The 19,011-nt window shown below is 51.0% G+C and carries 17 protein-coding genes and 2 riboswitches; of the genes, 13 read left to right on the plus strand and 4 right to left on the minus strand.

The window, feature by feature from the left end:
* Nucleotides 1–57: 57 nt before the first annotated feature.
* The 3 genes from EIZ37_RS04205 to EIZ37_RS04215 all read right to left on the minus strand — a co-directional run bounded on the left by EIZ37_RS04205 (nucleotide 58) and on the right by EIZ37_RS04215 (nucleotide 1,361).
* Complete coding sequence (locus EIZ37_RS04205; protein ID WP_134683325.1) at nucleotides 58–354, minus strand: YxcD family protein; 297 nt, start codon at nucleotides 352–354, stop codon at nucleotides 58–60.
* Nucleotides 342–767 carry a hypothetical protein gene (locus EIZ37_RS04210; protein ID WP_134683326.1) on the minus strand — a complete coding sequence of 142 codons (426 nt, stop codon included), beginning with the start codon at nucleotides 765–767 and terminating at the stop codon, nucleotides 342–344. The genes EIZ37_RS04205 and EIZ37_RS04210 overlap by 13 nt, the downstream gene beginning before the upstream one ends.
* 105 nt (nucleotides 768–872) lie before the next feature.
* A complete protein-coding gene (locus EIZ37_RS04215) occupies nucleotides 873–1,361 on the minus strand; it encodes a glutathione peroxidase (protein WP_134683327.1) in 489 nt (162 codons plus the stop codon).
* 288 nt (nucleotides 1,362–1,649) lie between these two features.
* On the opposite strand from EIZ37_RS04215, the gene EIZ37_RS04220 reads away from it, so the two are divergent.
* From EIZ37_RS04220 to EIZ37_RS04230, 3 genes are all read left to right on the plus strand, one after another.
* Entirely contained in the window at nucleotides 1,650–2,735 is a 1,086-nt protein-coding gene (locus EIZ37_RS04220; protein ID WP_134683328.1) for a fatty acid desaturase family protein, read from the plus strand.
* A gap of 168 nt (nucleotides 2,736–2,903) precedes the next feature.
* Nucleotides 2,904–3,470 (plus strand): TetR/AcrR family transcriptional regulator, encoded by a 567-nt coding sequence (locus EIZ37_RS04225; RefSeq protein ID WP_134683329.1) that lies wholly within the window; start codon nucleotides 2,904–2,906, stop codon nucleotides 3,468–3,470.
* Between the two features lie 56 nt (nucleotides 3,471–3,526).
* The gene (locus EIZ37_RS04230; protein WP_134683566.1) at nucleotides 3,527–4,474 is read left to right on the plus strand and encodes an NAD-dependent epimerase/dehydratase family protein; all 948 of its coding nucleotides are present in this window, start codon (nucleotides 3,527–3,529) and stop codon (nucleotides 4,472–4,474) included.
* A 64-nt stretch (nucleotides 4,475–4,538) separates the two neighbouring features.
* On the opposite strand, the gene EIZ37_RS04235 is transcribed toward EIZ37_RS04230, so the two are convergent.
* A complete protein-coding gene (locus tag EIZ37_RS04235) occupies nucleotides 4,539–5,867 on the minus strand; it encodes a DUF5666 domain-containing protein (protein ID WP_134683330.1) in 1,329 nt (442 codons plus the stop codon).
* A gap of 118 nt (nucleotides 5,868–5,985) precedes the next feature.
* Nucleotides 5,986–6,069: riboswitch (cyclic di-GMP riboswitch) on the minus strand.
* Between the two features lie 144 nt (nucleotides 6,070–6,213).
* Here EIZ37_RS04235 and hrpB point away from each other — a divergent pair.
* From hrpB to EIZ37_RS04280, 10 genes are all read left to right on the plus strand, one after another.
* Nucleotides 6,214–8,709, plus strand: coding sequence for an ATP-dependent helicase HrpB (hrpB, locus tag EIZ37_RS04240; RefSeq protein WP_134683331.1), 2,496 nt, complete (start codon nucleotides 6,214–6,216; stop codon nucleotides 8,707–8,709).
* 230 nt (nucleotides 8,710–8,939) lie between these two features.
* A riboswitch (purine riboswitch) is annotated at nucleotides 8,940–9,040 on the plus strand.
* A 134-nt stretch (nucleotides 9,041–9,174) separates the two neighbouring features.
* Complete coding sequence (locus EIZ37_RS04245; RefSeq protein ID WP_134683332.1) at nucleotides 9,175–10,608, plus strand: NAD(P)/FAD-dependent oxidoreductase; 1,434 nt, start codon at nucleotides 9,175–9,177, stop codon at nucleotides 10,606–10,608.
* A gap of 168 nt (nucleotides 10,609–10,776) precedes the next feature.
* A complete protein-coding gene (locus EIZ37_RS04250; RefSeq protein ID WP_134683333.1) occupies nucleotides 10,777–12,441 on the plus strand; it encodes a glutamine--tRNA ligase/YqeY domain fusion protein in 1,665 nt (554 codons plus the stop codon).
* Between the two features lie 408 nt (nucleotides 12,442–12,849).
* Entirely contained in the window at nucleotides 12,850–13,827 is a 978-nt protein-coding gene (locus EIZ37_RS04255) for an HD domain-containing protein (RefSeq protein WP_134683334.1), read from the plus strand.
* A gap of 480 nt (nucleotides 13,828–14,307) precedes the next feature.
* Nucleotides 14,308–15,138, plus strand: coding sequence for an electron transfer flavoprotein subunit beta/FixA family protein (locus tag EIZ37_RS04260; RefSeq protein ID WP_134683335.1), 831 nt, complete (start codon nucleotides 14,308–14,310; stop codon nucleotides 15,136–15,138).
* Nucleotides 15,135–16,175: an electron transfer flavoprotein subunit alpha/FixB family protein gene (locus tag EIZ37_RS04265; RefSeq protein ID WP_134683336.1), complete on the plus strand. Its 1,041-nt coding sequence runs from the start codon at nucleotides 15,135–15,137 to the stop codon at nucleotides 16,173–16,175. Before EIZ37_RS04260 ends, EIZ37_RS04265 begins: the two co-directional genes overlap by 4 nt.
* Entirely contained in the window at nucleotides 16,159–17,454 is a 1,296-nt protein-coding gene (locus EIZ37_RS04270) for an FAD-dependent oxidoreductase (RefSeq protein ID WP_134683337.1), read from the plus strand. Before EIZ37_RS04265 ends, EIZ37_RS04270 begins: the two co-directional genes overlap by 17 nt.
* The gene (locus EIZ37_RS04275; RefSeq protein ID WP_205683778.1) at nucleotides 17,454–17,750 is read left to right on the plus strand and encodes a ferredoxin family protein; all 297 of its coding nucleotides are present in this window, start codon (nucleotides 17,454–17,456) and stop codon (nucleotides 17,748–17,750) included. Before EIZ37_RS04270 ends, EIZ37_RS04275 begins: the two co-directional genes overlap by 1 nt.
* 6 nt (nucleotides 17,751–17,756) lie before the next feature.
* The gene (locus EIZ37_RS25840) at nucleotides 17,757–17,900 is read left to right on the plus strand and encodes a hypothetical protein (protein WP_167568656.1); all 144 of its coding nucleotides are present in this window, start codon (nucleotides 17,757–17,759) and stop codon (nucleotides 17,898–17,900) included.
* A gap of 140 nt (nucleotides 17,901–18,040) precedes the next feature.
* The gene (locus EIZ37_RS04280) at nucleotides 18,041–18,889 is read left to right on the plus strand and encodes an RNA polymerase sigma-70 factor (protein WP_268898734.1); all 849 of its coding nucleotides are present in this window, start codon (nucleotides 18,041–18,043) and stop codon (nucleotides 18,887–18,889) included.
* Nucleotides 18,890–19,011 lie beyond the last annotated feature (122 nt).

Raw genomic sequence — 19,011 nt, forward strand, 5'->3', positions numbered from 1 at the left:
GGGAGCTGAAAGAGTAAGGCGACCCGAAGGTCGCCCGAAAAATTTCAGTTTCCTACTCTACTGATATTTCGCGAAAGCAATGATTCCTTCCTCATCATCCAGCTGCAGCTCTACAGCGGCAGCGTAAGGATCGCGGTTCAGCTGAGTTTGCAGCCAGTAGCGAATGGCTTCCAGGAAATTGGCCTCGACCAATATCTGGGTTCGCTCATGCACCGTCACTTCCGCTGAAAAGCCGTGGTCTTCATCCCACATCAGCTCGACCAGGACCTGCTGAGGCTCGACTTGCTTTTTGCTTGCGATATGAAAGCAGATCGCATTAATGATATCTTGTTCGGCAAACTTTATCGTTTCCATACGTGCACATCCTGATGTCTGCGCGACGCCTTATAGGAACGGTAAATGCGGCGGACGAGCGAGAACAATACATAGATCGCCAGGATATTGATGAGCAAGCCGATAATGCCGCCGAAAGATCCGAGGCTGCTCAGCAGGCTGCCAAACATCAGCCCAGCCAATCCCCCGAACAAAATTCCTTTCATAAAACCACCTTTGCTAGGAGTGGAAACGGAAGGGCTCTTGACGGGTGTAGTCGTTTGAGCAGGTTTGGATGTATTTACGTGAGTATCACTCTTGGTAGGAGTGGTTGTTGAATTGAACGATTTTTTGCCGGATGAGTAGCTCTTTTTGGCGTCCACTTGATCAAATCCGCCAGCATGCGGTGCGAAAACCAATGCAAAAGCAATCAAAAGCATCCAAAGTTTTTTCATTTGTTTGTATGTTCCTCCTGTTTTGTAGAAGAATAGGTCTACACTATTCATTTTATCGGAACTGCCCCAGTAAAGCAAAGATAATCGCTGGAAGGTCAACCTGCTTCAGGCGTTATCGGCTAGCAGTTTCTTTACTTCCGTTTCGATCTTTTCCGGCGTGTCGGTAGGGGCAAATCGCTTGATGACCTGACCATTCCGATCGATCAAAAATTTCGTGAAGTTCCACTTGATTGCGGCGGAGCCTAATATGCCGCGTTTCGCTTTGGTCAAGTATTGATACAAGGGATGGGCATGGGGGCCATTGACTTCGATTTTGGCGAAGAGGGGAAAGGTCACCCCGAAATTCAATTCGCAAAACTGGAGAATTTCGTTTTCATCGCCAGGCTCCTGATGACCGAATTGGTCGCAGGGGAAGCCGAGCACTTCGAGTCCTTGGTCGCGATAAGCTTCGTACAGAGCCTGAAGCCCTTTGTACTGCGGAGTGAACCCGCATTTGCTGGCGGTGTTAACAATTAACAGCACGTTGCCCCGATAATCGGACAGGGATTTTTCGGTCCCGTGGATGGTTGTGACTGTGAAATCGTAGACGGACAAGATGGAAGCCCTCCCTTCCCAAATTCGCTTTTATGAATAGTATAACAAAATGTCCCACTTTTCTACCAATTAGAACCAGAATTTATTACCAGGTATTAAAAAATTGATTGCTTTTATTTTCTCAGCTTGTTACGATTGACTGAGTAGAAAGCGATGACAGTGCGCTGATGGGATAAGCAGCGTTTGCATAGATCGCCTCTGACTTCTTTCTGGATGACCGTTAGTCTCTTGCCTTAGGTTTTATCTCTAACTTTTTTATGGACTTACGATCCTGAAAGGAGCCAATTTATGAAGGAACTTCAAACACTCGGTTGGTATGCAGGACGCATACAGCCACACCTGCCTGAGAAAGCGTTTAAACCAGTGCCTCTGCGCCTGCTGGGAGGTCTCGCTTATCTCGCGCTCTCCGTAGCAGGACTCCTCGTCATCGGTCTGATCGACCTCCACGCCTGGGCAAATCTGTTGATTGCTCTCGTATTGGGATCTTGCTTTGCCTCTCTCGGATTCCTTGGACACGAAATCTTGCATGGAACCGTCGTGCGAAAAGCGTGGCTTCGCAATTTCTTGGGTGCGATCGCCTTTTGGCCGTTAAGCACGGGACCAAGACTCTGGCGCAAATGGCATAACATGACCCACCATGTTCATACACAGGACGAACACGATGACCCGGATGCGTGGGCCACGCTCGAGCAATTGCTGAAGCGCCCGATCATGGTCAAAATTTATCGCCTGCCGTTGTTTATTCGTTCCCTGTTTAGTTTTGCGGCTTTGTCGATTACCTTTACACTGCATTCAACCCGAATGTTTGTCCGCTTCATCAAAGAGTTTGACGAGAAGAATCGTCCCGCTGTCTGGCTGCAGCTGTTGCTGCCTTGGGCGTTTTGGATTGGACTCTTGTTTTGGATGGGCTTCGACAAATGGTTGTTCGCCTATCTCATCCCGTTGCTGATTGCCAATGCGATCGTGATGGGTTACATTGCGACCAATCACCGCCTGAACCCGATTGTGCCGGTAAATGATCCGCTCGCAAACAGCTTGAGTGTAACCGTTCCTCGCTGGGTTGATTTCCTACACTTCAACTTTTCTTATCATACCGAGCATCACCTGTTTCCAGGGATGAGCTCAAAATATTATCCGCTCGTGAAAAAGCACATCAAGAACATGTGGCCGGAGCGTTACCATGAGATGCCTTTGGGCCGTGCGCTGATCTCACTGTGGAAAACACCGCGCATTTATTTCGAGGACAAGGAATTGATCGATCCGGGCAATGGGAAGGTCTATGCGTCACTGGGGCACGGATTTGATCCGAAGAAAGTGGAGTATCGGCAGGAAGAGATGCCTCAAGCAGTAAGCAGCATTAACAGCGTGAATTAAGGGAATTGCAAAGTCGCCTCGGTAGCTGGGGCGGCTTTTTGTTTTTTATTGATGCTTCTTACCGCCACAGTAACGAAAAAAGGAAACACTTGTAAATGGAAATGCATCATGCTAAGATGAAAACAACAATAATTGAACAGTGGTTAATTAATGGGGGAGGTGAACCAAATGGCAAGAAGAGCAGTGGATCAGGAGCTGACAAAAGAAAAAATACTCGACGTGGCTAGGGACCTGTTTGTAACGCAGGGATACCGCTCCGTGTCCATGCGTCAGATTGCTGCCGCATTGGGGTATAGCCATGGCTCGATTTATTATCATTTCAAGAGCAAAGCGGATTTGTTCTATTCACTCGTCAATCAGGATTTTTCTCTGCTGGATCAAAAGCTCGAGGAAGTTCTGCGCACCGAAGAAGAGCCAAGGAAAAAGCTGTTCCATGTGCTTTTGGGATTCATCCGTTTTGGACTGGAGCATCAGAGTCACTACGAGATCATGTTTATGATCAAGGATGAAGAACTCCAACCGTATTTGTCTGGGAATCCGGACCAGACGTATGGGAAGTTTGCGCAGGCGATTTTTTTGCTGAGTGAAAAAAAGGCGAACCCGACCATGATCTGGTCCATTTTTCTATCGCTGCATGGGTTTGTCTCGCATTACTGCAAGTCGGGCCAATCTTATGAGGATGTCGAATCTTTGGCGCAGGCCCACGTGGGAAATTTGTGCAAGATCATTCCTTAGTTTTTTTTATCCATTAATTGAACGGTGGTTAATTAAGAGGAGGCGATTCATTCATGATGAAGAAAGCTGTAGTTTTAGGGGCTTCAGGTGGCATGGGCTTTTCGCTCGTCAACGAGCTGGTCAGCAGGGGGATTGACACGACCGCTTTTGCCCGAAGCGCGGAGAAGCTGGAGGCGCTATTTGCCCATCAATCCCTTGTCACGATCAAAAGCGGGGATGTTTTCAAGCTGAACGATTTGATCGGCGCATGTGAAGGTGTCGATGTGATCTTTCATTCGATCAATATCCCGTATCCGGAGTGGAAAGAAAAACAGCCAAAGCTGATGGCCAATGTATTGGAAGCGGCGAGACAGGTATCGGCGAAGCTTTTCATCGTGGATAATATTTATTCCTACGGGAGAAGTCCAGGGCAATCCGTCACCGAAATGACTCCCAAACAACCACATACGAAGAAAGGGAAGATTCGCCTTCAATTGGAGCAAATGGCGTTTGCTGCACATGAACAGGGGGTGCCGGTGATCCTTGCTCATTTTCCCGATTTTTACGGTCCAAATGCGGGTCAGACCTTGCTCCATGTGACGCTGGAAGCGATGCATGCGAAGAAAACGGCTCGGTTTATCGGTGATCCATCCCTCGAGCGGGAGTATATCTTTACACCGGACGGAGCAAAAGCAGCAGTGGAGCTGGCACTGCATCCTGAGGCTTATGGGCAGGTCTGGAACATCCCGGGGCACAGCACGATCTCGGGGGACGATCTGATGGAGATCATGCGGTCGTTGACTGGCTACAAAGGAAAGGTAGGAACGGTCGGAAAGGGAACAATTGGATTGCTTGGCCTGTTTAACCGTTATATGCGTGAATTTTATGAGATGATGTATTTGAACGAAGAGCCCGTGGTGCTGTCGGGAGTGAAATATGAAAGGCTGATTGGGCCGCTGCCGCGTACCTCCTATGAAGAGGGGCTTGCCAAGACGGTGGCTTTCCTCGAGACGCGCAAGGGATAAGAAAAAACAGGGCGAAAGCCTTGAGGTGATTGGCTATTGTCCTGTTTCGTTTTTAATTGTCAATTTATAATTCTACTTTTATTTTCGTAGCGATCAGCAGTTTTTCCGCACTTTGAATCCCTTTTACTTCCACTTTGGTGCCTACCGGGATTTGCTCTAATGTCAACTTTTTATCCTTTTTACCGATGATGAGGGTGGATTCGGTTACGGTCACTTCTGTTCCTTTGACTGTAAGCTTCATCGCAGCAGGATCGATAGACTCGATTCGGCCGGATACTTCGCCGTTGCGTACCTTTTCGCCATCGCCGCCGTCTTTATCCTCGTCATCTTTGTCGCCATCGTCCTTGTCTTCGTCATAATCCTTGTCATCATCATCGTCTTTATCTTCGTCGTCTTCTTTTTCTTCTGGCAGTTTTACTTCAAGTTTCAGCACTGCCCAATCGCTCTCTCCGACGCGAAGCGCTTTTGCTTCTGCTTCCATTCCCTCAACAAGTACAGCGATATCGGCGTTTTCATCGTCAGACTCAATTTCGGTTTCATCATCGATCAGCAGCGTTTTTCCGTCGATGATGATAGAGCCACCTTCCAGATCAACTGTCTCGATAATGCCTTTAATCTCGACTGGCTTGCGCGTAATCTGAATGGCATTGGCGAAAAGCTCGTTTCCAATGCTGCTGGCAGAGACGGAAGCTTTGTCGCCGGTGAAGATATCAGCTAATGTCGCCTCTTCCTTGTTTACGTACACTTTTGTTTGATCCGTAATGTTCACTTGTTTTTTGCTGATCGTGATGCTTTCTCCTGCTTCGCTGATCAGGGTAACCTCTCCTTTGATAACGGATGTTTTCCGCTTGACCGCGACGGTGGATGCCTGCAGGACACCATCCTTCATGAATCCGCTAATTTCGATTTTATCTCCCACCACAATATTCTCAAGGGAGAGGGACGCACGGTCGAGACGGATCGCAGTTTGATCCGTCAATGCAGCGGTTTTTCCGGAAACGGTGAGCGTGCGTGCTTCCAAATCGATTGCTTCGACAACCCCTTTTAGCGCCCCTTTTTGCTTGGAAAGAGAGAGGATCTTGACTGTATTTACGCCATTCACTTCTACGTAGGAAACACTTGCTTTGTCACCGACCCAAATATCGGAAAGGGACGGATTCTTGATGCCTGACACTTTCAGAATAGCAGTCGAGTCGATTGACAGTTCGATTGTCTTCTCTTTCGCTGTGATGGAAAGGCTACCCGTTGCGCTGTCTACACTGGTTATCTTTCCGTCTGCCTTTTTGGTTTGCACCTTAACCGTTTGTGACTGCGCATAGGTAGTTACAGAGGCATGAGGTACATACATACAGACTAAAAGAAGAGAAAAAAACAAGAATAGGAAACGTTTCATGATGTGAAATCCCTCCAGTTCAGTAATTTGAATTACAGCGCATTCGGTCGAGTATGGGCTGCTAAGAAAAAAGGCCACCCGAAAAACGGGTAGACCTCTGGCGGGATCACCTGATTTTTTCGGTAGCTGGCAGGCATAGTCAAAGACATTAGCCCCTATAGCTTTGCGTCACCGCCTTTCGACGGCTTTGCCTTTTTCGAATGCTAGTAATTTTTACTATAAGCAAGATTTGCTATTTTAACAATCTATCATTACCCTCTCTAATGAATCATGAAACTTTTGTCCGAATAGAAGAAGTAGGATAGGATGTTGGTAGCGAAGTGCAAAGTGAGTTGGAGTGATGATGATGTCCACACTGCCTATACATACAGTGCTTCCTGATATAAAAAAGATGCTAGAGTCGAGTCGAAATGGAATCCTCGTAGCGGAGCCGGGAGCTGGGAAGACCACACAGGTGCCGCTGGAATTGATGAATGAACCGTGGCTGGAGGGCAGAAAAATCCTGGTGCTCGAGCCGCGGCGTCTTGCAGCACGGTCTGCAGCGCGCTATATGGCGTCCTCGCTGGGTGAGCAGGTGGGAGATAGCATTGGCTATCGGATCAAGCAGGATACGCGAGTGGGGCCGCATACACGTGTGGAAGTGATTACCGAGGGTGTGCTGACGCGCATGCTGCAGACGGATCCAGCTTTGGAGGAAGTCGGACTGGTTATTTTTGACGAGTTTCATGAGCGGAGTCTGCAGGCCGATTTGGGTCTGGCGCTCTGTCTGCAATCACAAGCGTTGTTGCGCGATGATCTGCGGCTGCTGGTCATGTCCGCCACGCTGGATGCTGAACCGATCGCTGCGCTTTTGGGTGGGGCCCCGGTAATCACAAGTGAAGGCAGAAGCTTTCCGGTCGAGACGCATTATCTGGAACGCTCCGAAGCAGGGAAGCCGATCGAGTCGACGACTGCCAAAGCCGTATCGCAGGCGCTTCGGGAACATCCGGGTGATTTGCTGGTTTTCTTGCCAGGGGTGGCGGAAATTCGCAGGGTGGAAGCCGTGCTGAAGGAGCAGCATAGCGGGGAGCCGGTACGAATCGCCCCGCTGTACGGAAATATGACACAGGAGCAGCAGGATCTGGCGATTGCACCGAGTCCGCAGGGAACGCGAAAAATCGTGCTGGCCACCTCCATTGCCGAGTCTAGTCTGACGGTGGCGGGTATCGGGATTGTCATCGATAGCGGCCTCATGCGCGTCCCGCGTTATTCACCGCGCACGGGAATGAGCCGCCTGGAGACCATTCGCGTATCACGAGCCTCTGCCGATCAGCGGCGCGGGCGGGCGGGGCGCTTGGGACCGGGTGTCTGCTATCGGCTTTGGACGGAGCAAGAGGATCGTCACTTGGCAGCGTGCAGTCAGCCGGAGATCATGGATGCGGATCTGACTCCGCTGGTCTTGGAGCTGGCGCTGTGGGGAGTGCGTGATCCGGCAGAATTGCTATGGCTGGATGCTCCTCCGCAAGCAGCGGTGGAACAGGCGAAGGGGCTGCTGCGGCAGCTGGGAGCGATCGATGAGACAGGTGTAGTCACACCGCATGGTCGCAAGCTGGCTGCGTTGGGGATTCATCCACGGCTGGCCCATATGGTGATTCGGGCTTGTGTCCACGGGCGCGGAGCACTGGCCTGTGACCTGGCAGCCTTGCTTGGAGAGCGGGATCTGCTGCAGGGAGAGAATCGGCTAGCGGATATCGACATAGAGCTGCGGGTAGAAGCTTTACAGGGGACCGGATCCGCTGGCGAAAAGCTGCGTGTCGATCAGGCGGCTCTGCGGAGGATCCGGCAGGAAAGCAGTCAGCTCAAGCGGCAGCTGGGGATTGAGGCTGATGAAAGCGGAGATCTTGCTGATTGCGGTCTCTTGCTGGCTTTCGCTTTTCCGGATCGGATCGCTCAGCGGCGAGAGGATGGCCGATATTTGTTAAGCAATGGCCGCGGGTCTGTATTGCCGCAGGGGCAGCGGCTTGGCCAAGAATCATATCTGGTCGCCATCGAATTGGATGATCAGGGAGCGGACAGCCGGATCTTGCTTGCGGCTTCTTTTCCTCTTGCCAAATGGTTGCGAGAGGAGCAGGAAGCGCTGGTCGAAGAGGATGTCGTCACTTGGGATGAAGAAAAAGAAATGGTGCGTGCGCGGAGGAGAAAAAGGTTGGGGGCTTTGGTCGTCGCGGAAGAACCGGCAGCTCGTCCCAATGAGGAGCGAGTAGTAAACGCCTTGCTTATGGCGATTGGCAAAAAAGGCATCCAGATCTTGCCGTGGGATCGGAAGGCAAGACAGCTGCAGCAGCGTATGATTTTCATGCATCAGCTCGACTCCCGATTTCCCGACGTGTCTGACGAGCAGCTGCTTCGTACGCTTTCCGATTGGCTGGCGCCGCATCTCTATGGGATGAAAAGCCGTGATGATTTGAATCGCTTGCAGCTGACAGGGATTTTGGAAGCGATGCTGTCCTGGGAGGAGAGAAAGGTGCTGGACGAGCAAGCGCCGACTCATTATCTCGCTCCGAGCGGCTCTCGCATTCCGATTGACTACAGCGATCCAACCGCTCCGGTGCTTGCGGTACGTTTGCAGGAGATGTTTGGCCTTGCCGATACGCCACAGATCGGAAAGGGGAAAATCCCCCTGCTGCTGCATCTCCTTTCTCCTGCATCACGTCCGGTGCAAGTGACGCGGGATCTCGCCAGCTTCTGGTCACAAACGTATTTCGAAGTGAAAAAGGACCTGAAAGGACGATATCCCAAGCATTATTGGCCAGATAATCCTTTGGAAGCGATGCCTACAAATCGAACCCGTCCACAAAAATAACGTCAATATCCGAACGAAGATGTCGTATTTATGCATCTTCGTTTTTGTTTTGTTGAAGAATGGGTTTGTAGGAGTTTTTCGGAGTGTGTTAATGAATGTTCGTATTTGTTGATTTTATATTAAAATTATTTAAGTTGTTTGTTATGTTGGTGAACAAAACACGAATATTGTTAAAAACAACCCGTTGACTTGTTAATCTTTTTTCGTTAAGATAATTTCCGTAACCGATCATGCTAAATACTAAGACTATTCGTATATCCTCAATAATATGGTTTGAGGGTCTCTACAAGGAACCGATAAATTCCTGTCTACGAATAGGGTGGTCTTTCATACATCCTATTCGCGGCAGGAATTTTTGCGTGGAAAGGAACTTTTTATAAGGCTCCGCCTAAAGCTTGGCGCCACCGCGTAGTATGAAGTCCATACTTTCTAGCGAGACTACAAGATGAGTTGGGGGTATTCACGATGAAAAAATATGATGTGATTATTGTAGGGGCAGGACCAGCAGGCATTTTCACCAGCTACGAGCTAAGCCTCAAAGCTCCCGAAAAGAAAGTGCTGCTCATCGACAAGGGACACAATATTTATGATCGCCGCTGTCCGATCCTGGAGGAAAAAATCAAGCTCTGTCCGCCGCCAGCCGGGAAGAAGGATTTTGCCGGATGCTTGCCCGCCTGTTCGATTACCGGCGGATTTGGCGGAGCCGGTGCTTACAGCGACGGGAAATTCAATATCACGACGGAGTTCGGCGGTTGGATGACCGATTATCTGAACCCTTCCAAAGTGCTGGAGCTCATTACCTATGTGGATGAGATCAATCTGAAGCATGGCGCGACCGAGTCGATTACCGATCCGACCACGGATACGGTGCGGAATATCGAGCAGCGCGGCTTTGCTGCCGGATTGAAGCTGCTGCGCGCGCAGGTCCGCCATCTGGGAACGGAGCAAAATCTGGAGATTCTCAAATCGATCTATGAATATTTGAAAGATCGTATCGACATGGTCTTCAAGACCGAGGTGGCTGACATCCTGACCGTAAAAGAGGATGGCCAGCATCGGGTGCAGGGTATCGTATTGGGCAATGGGGAAGAATTCCACAGCGACTATGTGGTGATTGCACCAGGGCGCGACGGTTCCGCGTGGTTGACTGAGATTTTGAAAAAGCGCAGATTGAAAATGTACAACAACCAGGTGGACGTAGGCGTGCGCGTGGAAACCTCCGATGTGGTGATGCAGGAGATCAACGAGCATCTGTATGAAGGCAAGTTTGTCTTCAATACATCTGTGGGGACACGGGTACGCACGTTTTGCAGCAATCCTTCGGGCCACGTCGTTGTTGAAAACCACAGCGGTGTAATGGCTGCAAACGGTCACTCCTACAAAGATCCGGCGCTGGGTTCGCCGAATACGAACTTTGCTCTGCTGGTGTCGCATAAATTCACCGAGCCATTTGACAAGCCGAACGAGTATGCACGCGAGATCTGCAAGCGTGCGAACGATCTGTCCAACGGCGGGGTCATCGTACAGAAGTACGGAGACATCATCCGGGGCAGACGATCCACTGAGAACCGCATCAAGGAAGGTTTCCTGGAGCCGACCTTGAAAGAAGCCGTGCCGGGAGATTTGGGACTCGTACTCCCGTATAACACCATGAAAAGCTTGATTGAAATGATGGAAGCCTTGGAAAAAGTAACGCCAGGTATCGCTTCGGAGCATACGTTGTTCTACGGCGTCGAAGCCAAGTTCTACTCCGCTCGTCCGAAGCTCACGGAGCAGTTTGAAACCGAGATCAAAGGACTGTATTGCGGCGGCGACGGTGCGGGGATTACCCGCGGGCTCGCCCAAGCGGGTGCCGCAGGCGTATGGATTGCCCGAAACATCGTAGCTCAGGCGAACTGATCGCCAATTGTTGAATCCCTCCCCGTTCTCATGACGGGAAGGGATTCTTTGCATTTTGCGCATACGTGTTTTTCGTTCGCAAAAGTTGAACTCTCCTTCTCTTCACAGTATGATGGAATAAGAATTTTACGTGTCGACAGACTTTACGTGTATGAAAGGTTGAAATCCATGGAGAACAAGCCCGCAGTATCCAATTTTATTCGCAATATCCTGGTGGAGGATCTCGAGCAGGGGAAAGTAGACAAGATCGTCACCCGTTTTCCTCCAGAACCGAACGGCTATTTACATATTGGACATGCCAAATCGATATGCCTCAATTTTGAATTGGCCGATGAGTTCAAAGGACGCACCCACCTGCGCTTCGACGATACCAATCCGCTCAAAGAAGATACCGAATTCGTAGAAGCGATCAAGGAAGATGTGAAATGGCTCGGTTATGAGTGGGAGCAGCTCTTTTTTGCCTCCGACTTTTTTGAAGAGATGTATAATCGTGCAGTCCTCCTGATCAAAAAAGGAAAAGCCTATGTCGACGATCTGTCCGTCGATGAAATCCGCGAATATCGCGGCACCCTGACAGAACCGGGAAAAGAAAGCCCATACCGCAATCGCTCCGTCGAGGAAAACCTGGATCTGTTTGCCCGGATGCGCAACGGGGAGTTCAAGGACGGGGAAAAAGTACTCCGTGCCAAGATCGATATGGCTTCTCCGAATATCAACCTGCGCGATCCCGTCATCTATCGGATCGCCCATGCCCATCACCATCGAACCGGAGACGCATGGTGCATCTATCCGATGTATGCCTTTGCCCATCCGCTGGAAGATGCGATTGAAGGCATAACGCACTCGATCTGTACCTTGGAATTCGAGGATCAACGCCCCTTCTATGATTGGGTCGTGCGTGAGTGTGAGATGGAGCATGTGCCGCATCAATATGAATTTGCCCGTTTAAATGTGACCAATACCGTGACCAGCAAACGGAAGCTGAAGCTGTTGGTTGATGAGAAAGTGGTCGATGGCTGGGATGATCCGCGCATGCCGACCATTTCCGGGCTGCGCCGTCGCGGGTATACGGCGGAATCGATCCGCACCTTCATGCGCGAAACGGGTGTATCGCGCAGCTACAGCGTCGTGGACGAGAAAATGCTGGAGCACTTTATCCGTGAAGATCTCAAGCTGAAAGCGCCGCGCACGATGGGTGTCCTGCGTCCGCTGAAAGTCGTCATTACCAACTATCCAGAAGGCCAAGTGGAAATGCTGGATGCCGAGATCAATCCGGAAAATCCGGAAATGGGCACGCGCCAAATCCCGTTCTCCCGCGAAATCTATATCGAGCAAGACGACTTTATGGAGACACCGCCGCCGAAATATTTCCGACTCTTCCCGGGAAATGAAGTGCGCTTGAAAAATGCGTATTTCATCAAATGCGAGGATGTCGTCAAAGATGCGGATGGCAATGTGATCGAGCTGCACTGCACCTATGATCCGGAAACAAAGAGCGGCAGCGGTTTTACCGGCCGGAAAGTAAAAGGGACGATCCACTGGGTGGATGCCAAACATGCCGTGCCTGCGGAATTCCGTCTGTATGAGCCATTGATTCTCGATGATGCGGAGGAAGATGAAAACTCGTCCTTCCTCGATCATATCAACCAAAACTCATTGGAGGTTGTCCATGGCTTTGTGGAGGACAACATGAAGGATGCCCAAGCGCATGACAAGTTCCAATTCTTCCGTCATGGCTACTTCAATGTGGATCCGAAGCATTCGACCAAGGATAAACTCGTGTTTAACCGAATCGTATCCTTGAAGAGTTCGTTCGAGCTTCCGAAAGCGTAATTGATTTGCTTGGCCGCTGGTTGGGATTGACCAGCGGCTTTTATTTGCTGTTTGAAAACGGCGCAAGTCATGTGGAGGTAAGTTGCTGCGGTGGGGAGAGCATATTTCAAAACTCCGCTTCATTCTACGCCCCACGGCCATTCGAACCATTTCGATAGCCGCGTGAGGAAGGGAAGAACGGGACGGGCGGAGTCTTTGTCACACCTACAAAGGTGGAGCTTTCAAAAACCGTACACGCTTGTCGCGCAACCCCTACGTATGAATAGGCTTCCGCGAAATTTTTGCGCGACGTACCGTTTTTGAAAGCGGAACCGGACAGTATATACCCTCTTGAGGGTGTGGCAAGAACGCAGCACCGCCCGTTCTTCCCTTCCCCCACCACTATGTTGGAAAACAGGAGGATACCCAATGATCGTAACTGACAAGCTGTACGGAACCTTTGAAGTGGAGGAGGTATTGGCTGAATTGATTAACTCGGCACCCGTACAGCGCTTAAAAAAAATCCATCAGGGAGGAGCGAGCTATCTGGTGAATCCGGCGTGGAATGTCACCCGGTACGAACACTCGCTCGGGGTCATGCTGCTGATCCGCAAGCTCGGCGGCAGTCTGGAAGAGCAGATCGCAGGGCTTCTTCATGATGTGTCGCACACTGCTTTTTCCCACGTCATCGACCACGTACTCCAGCATGCGGAGGAAGATTACCATGAGCATATTTTCGCGGATGTTTTGGAAAGCTCGGAGATTCCGCAGATATTGGCAAGACACGGCTTGAGCCTCGAAAGCCTGCTAGCTGGGGAGTGGAGGCTTTTGGACCGGCCGCTTCCGGAGCTGTGCGCGGATCGGATTGATTATACATTGCGGGATATGGCCACGTATGGAGTCATCACCAACGAGGAGGCGGTTCGGTTTCTCGCTTCTCTCACAGTGGCGGAGGGGAAAATCGCCATCACCAGCATCGCAGCAGCGGAATGGTTTGTCGACACCTTCTACCGGGAAGTCATTGATTTCTTTTTGCACCCCTTGAATGTTTACGGGTATGACCGATTGATTCGTTTGCTCTCATTGGCACTGGAAAAGCGCCTGCTGACCATAGAAGATTTTTTAGGCGATGATGAAAAGGTGCTGCAAAAGCTGAGAGACGCCCAAGATCAGGAATTGGCACTGCTGCTCGAGCAGCTTCGCCCGGGAGTGCGGGTGGCCGAGGATGAAGAAAATTACGATTGCTCGCTCAGATTGAAGGAACGCCTCATTGACCCGCCGCTTTTGCTTTCCGATGGAACCATGTGCAACGCCAGCGAATACTCACCTGCCATACAGGAACAAAATCGCCGGGCAAGAGAGAAGTCCAAGAAAGGAACCTATGTAAGAATCCTCTCATATCAGTAAAGAAGCATGATGAATTTCACGTTGAACCTTTCAGAAAATTCTCTATAATGGTAAGGAGAGGTACAGCCATACTCCACACATAGGCTAGGCATCGTTCGCCTGCTCCTTACCAACACTTCTACTCACATCTATTCATGTGAAAATCCTAACAACCAATCTCCTCGTTTCGAACATTCACGAAAAACTCACTCCATTGACCCTTTCCTGAAATCGCTTACACGAATCCATTGCGATCCCGTTTCCCACTGTTCTCGGCCCATACCGGGCAGGATTGGCCATCCGTGCCAATTGACATAAAGTCATCCAGCTTAGGGAAAATCCCTTGACCATTGCAAAGATGGAGGTGGAATCCGAGCATCATTTCCGACAAAAGTGGTATAGGCTATCCGGACCACAAATAGATTGAAAGCAGAGCAAGCTTTCAAATCCTGCGGAAAAATCAGACAACCTGGAACAGAGAAGAACAGGGGGGAAGATAGGATGCTGCATATCGTGGCCTGTATCAAGCAGGTCCCCGACACCAAGATCATCAAGATGAATCCCAAGACCAATACGATGGACCGGGCCAGTGCACCCGCCATTCTCAATCCGTATGATGCCCATGCGGTCGAAGAAGCGGTTCGCCTGAAACAGCGCTATGGCGGTACGGTTTCTGTCGTCACGATGGGGCCGCCGCCTGCGGTCAAAGCGATCAAGAAATGCATCGAGATCGGAGCGGATGAAGGCTATTTGATCACGGATCGGGCTTTTGCAGGGGCAGACACGTTGGCGACCAGCTATTCCTTGACGAAAGCGCTGGAGAAAATCGGCAAGATCCTGCCGATCGATTTGATCATCTGCGGCAAAATGACCATCGACGGAGATACCGGGCAAGTAGGACCGGGGATCGCCCGTCGTCTGGATATCCCGCCTTTGACCAGCGTGAAAAAGGTGGTGGAGGTCAACAAGGAAAAAGGCTACGCAATCGTCCATCGGAAGCTGGAGGATGGCTATGAGGTGATTCAATCCACGCTTCCTTGCCTCTTTTCGGTGGAAAAAGAAATCAACGAGGTACCGTATTCCCCATTGCCAAATGTGATCCGGGCGGCACGCTACCAGCCGCATATCTGGTCGGTCGATGATCTGGAGGGAGTCGATCGCACGCTGCTCGGGCTAAAGGGCTCCCCTACCATCGTCGCCAAAGTATGGCCGCCGGAAAAACCGAAGGGCGGAGAGATGCTTACAGGCACTCCTCAGGAGCAGGCATCCCGCATTCTTTCCCTTTTGCTGGAGCGTAAAGAATTGTTCCGTGATAAGGAGGTGACGGGATGAGCAACCTGGAGGACTACAAAGGCGTATGGGTGTTCATCGAGCAAAAGGAAGGCAAAATCGCACACGTATCGCTTGAGCTGCTCGGAGCTGGACGCAAGCTGGCCGACAAGCGTGGAGTTCCGCTCGCCGGGATCCTGATCGGACATCAGGTGAAACCGTTAGCTGATGAAGTGTTTGCCTACGGTGCCGACATCGTATACCTCTATGACGCCCCCATCTTCCGCCACTACCGTACAGAGACATTCATGCGCGCGGTCATTCACTGTGTCGAGACATATAAGCCGGAGATATTCCTGTACGGGGCGACCTCCACAGGAAAGGATTTAGCGAGTGCCGTAGCGACTGACTTGGCGACGGGTCTGACTGCAGATACCACCATGCTGGATGTGGACGCAGATACTGGTCTCTTGGAAGCGAGCCGTCCCGCTTTTGGCGGCAATATCATGGCGACGATCCTCTGCAAAAAAGACCGTCCGCAGATGGCGACCGTCCGCCCGAAAGTCATGAAAGCGCTTGAACCGCAAAAAGGCCGCACTGGCACGCTGATCGAAGAGACGCTGTCGCTTGGCGAGGAGGATATCCGGACCAAGGTCTTGGAGATCGTCCGCGATACCGAAAAGAAAGTCCGCATCGATGAGGCGGATATCATCGTCGCAGGCGGAAAAGGACTGGGCAGCAAAGAAGGCTTCCAATTGATCCACCAATTCGCCGAGGTGCTGGGAGCATCAGTAGGTGCCAGCCGTGATGCGGTCGAAGCAGGCTGGATCGACCATCATCATCAGGTAGGGCAGACGGGGGTCACCGTGACGCCAAAGATATATTTTGCTATCGGGATCTCGGGAGCCATCCAGCATATTGTGGGCATGCACAATTCCGGATTGATCATCGCGATAAACAAAGACCCCAATGCGGCCATTTTTCAATCCTGCCATTATGGCATTGTCGGAGACGCATTCGAGATCGTGCCCATGCTGATCGAAGGGTTTCGGGAGGCATTAGGGAAAGCCGAGGAGGTACAGTATGGCGGAAAAGTTTGATGTGATCGTGGTTGGAGCGGGACCAGCCGGAACAGCATGTGCCTACACCTTGGCGAAAGCGGGCGTCGATGTCCTGTTGATCGAGCGCGGCGAGTATCCGGGCTCCAAAAACGTAATGGGCGGCGTGCTTTACCGCAAAATGATGGACGATATCATCCCCGGCTTTTACAAGGAAGCCCCTGTCGAGCGTCCGATCGTGGAGCAGCGCTTCATGATGCTGGATGCCGAATCAGCAGTGACCTTCAGCTATAAAGGCATGGAATGGGCTCAGGAGCCCTACAACAACTTCACGGTGCTGCGCGCCAAGTTTGACCAGTGGTTTGCCGATCAGGCGGTGAAGCAAGGAGCTTTGCTGATCAATGAGACCGTCGTGACCGAGTGCATCGTCGAAAACGGAAAAGTGATCGGGGTGCGCACGGATCGCCCGGATGGCGACGTGTATGCGGACGTCGTGGTGCTTGCAGACGGTGTCAATTCGTTGCTTGCCAAGTCGCTCGGCTTTCATAAGGAATTCCGCCCGGATGAAGTGGCCCTCGCCGTCATGGAAGTGCTGAAGCTGGATAAAAAAATCATCGAGGACCGTTTCAATCTGGAAGGGGATCAAGGCTGCACGATCGAGATTTTTGGCGATTCGACCAAAGGTATCCTCGGAACAGCCTGGCTCTATACGAACAAGGACAGCCTGAATATCGGCGTCGGTGCGATGCTGTCCGGCCTGATCAAGGCGAAAATCAAGCCATACGAACTGTTAGAGTATGTGAAGCAGCATCCGATGATCCGCCCCTATATTCAGGGCACGGAGCAGCAGGAATATCTGGCCCACCTCATCCCTGAGGGCGGCTACAACTCCATGCCGCGCATCGTCGGTGACGGGGTCGTGGTGGTCGGCGATGCCGCGCAGATGGTCAATGCGATCCACCGAGAAGGCTCCAACATGGCGATGACCTCAGGCGTCATGGCTGCAGAAGCGATCGTGCGCGCCAAGGAGGCGGGAGACTTTTCCCGCACCATGCTGGACAGCTATCGGGTCAACCTGATGAACAGCTTCGTCGGGGAGGATCTGAAAAAGTATAAGGATGCGACCCATCACTTCGAAAAATACCCGCACTACTTTGAAAAATACATTCCGTTGATGAACAAGGCGGCCAGCCAGATGTTTACCGTTGATGGCACACCGAAGAGGGAAAAACAGAAGAAGATCTGGAAAGACATCGGGGGAGCCGGCGACAAGTTCAAAATCGCCCGCGACTTACTTGCTGCTTGGAAGGTGATGAAGTAGTGAGCAATCAGCCCAAAGGAGCGACGATTGAAGAAAAGCAGTACTTGATCCGCTTTAAGGCGAATACAGAGTCCCATCTGCATGTCCTGGATACGGACATCTGCATGACGAAGTGCCCGGACAAATTATGCACCATCTTCTGTCCGGCGGAAGTGTACAAATGGGAAGAGATCCGCATGCATGTCGGCTATGAAGGCTGCCATGAATGCGGAAGCTGCCGGATCGGATGCCCTTATCAAAATATAAAATGGGAATATCCCAAGGGCGGCCACGGCATTATTTTTCGTCTCGGGTAACGATCCATGTTGGCAATCGGCGACTACGTCGTGTTTGTCAGGGATGGTACCCGCGGCCTCGTGATAGCGGTGGAGGAGAATCGGTATCAAATCATGTGGGAAGATACGTTTATCAGTTGGGAGCAAAGAGAAGCTCTGCAAAAAACATAAACGCATGTGGACATGTAAAAACCACTTTCTCAAAAGTACGAGAGGGTGGTTTTTTATGGAAATAAGAGTTGTATAATGGGAGGTAAAGACGATCTGGCTTGCTAAGGGAGTAGGAGTGATGGAAAATCGAGATTCAGGAGCTGTACGTAACCTATAAACCGCTGCTTTTTTCTTTGGCCTACCGAATGCTCGGGAGCGTAATGGATGCCGAGGATATGGTACAAGATATTTTTCTTGCCCTCGATAAAGTAGATACGACGAGAGTCACGAATGTGAAGGCCTTTTTATGCAAAATGGTCACCAACCGCTGTATTGACCAACTGCGTTCCGCACGCAGCAAACGTGAAGTCTATGTCGGGCCTTGGCTGCCGGAGCCATTGTTGACGGATGTCGCAAACGGAGATCCTGAATCTTCTGCAATTATGCGGGACCACCTGTCTCTCGCTTATCTCACCATGATGGAAAAGCTGACGGAAACGGAAAGAGCCGTGCTGGTGCTGCGTGAAGCGCTGGCTTTTGACTATCCGGAAATTGCAGAGATGACGGGGAAATCGGAGGCGAATTGCCGCAAGATTCTTTCGCGGGTGAAACAGAAGCTGGGGAACGAATCAGAGGAAGCATCGATCCCGCTGGAACAGCATAGACAACTGGTCCAGGACTTTTTGCAAGCGATTGTGTCAGGGAATGTGGAGCGAGTGCTTTCACTGCTGACGAAAGAGGCCGTACTGTACTCGGATGGCGGCGGCGTCGTCAAAGCAGCACTCAATCCGATCACTACTGCGGAGCGTGTGGCGCTTTTCTTAACGGGTATTGCAAAAAAACGGCCAGATTCATTATGGTATCAACCCGCAGAGGTCAATGGGCAGCCGGGCTTCATCGGTTTGATCGACGAACAAGTGCATAGCGTCCTCAGCTTCAAGCTTAAGGGAAACCGCATTGAGGAGATTTATATCATGATGAATCCGGAGAAGCTTAAGCATGTGAAGTGAGAGGATGAAAAAGGGAGAAGCCGATGCGTCATCTCCCTTTTTTGCGTTGGTAAGAAGCTGCATTTTGTTTGATGGACGTAGTGAGAGTGGTGCATTGGTGTTTCCAAAAAGTTGGAAATGAC

Source organism: Brevibacillus migulae (assembly GCF_004521915.1).
Taxonomy (GTDB): domain Bacteria; phylum Bacillota; class Bacilli; order Brevibacillales; family Brevibacillaceae; genus Brevibacillus_F; species Brevibacillus_F migulae.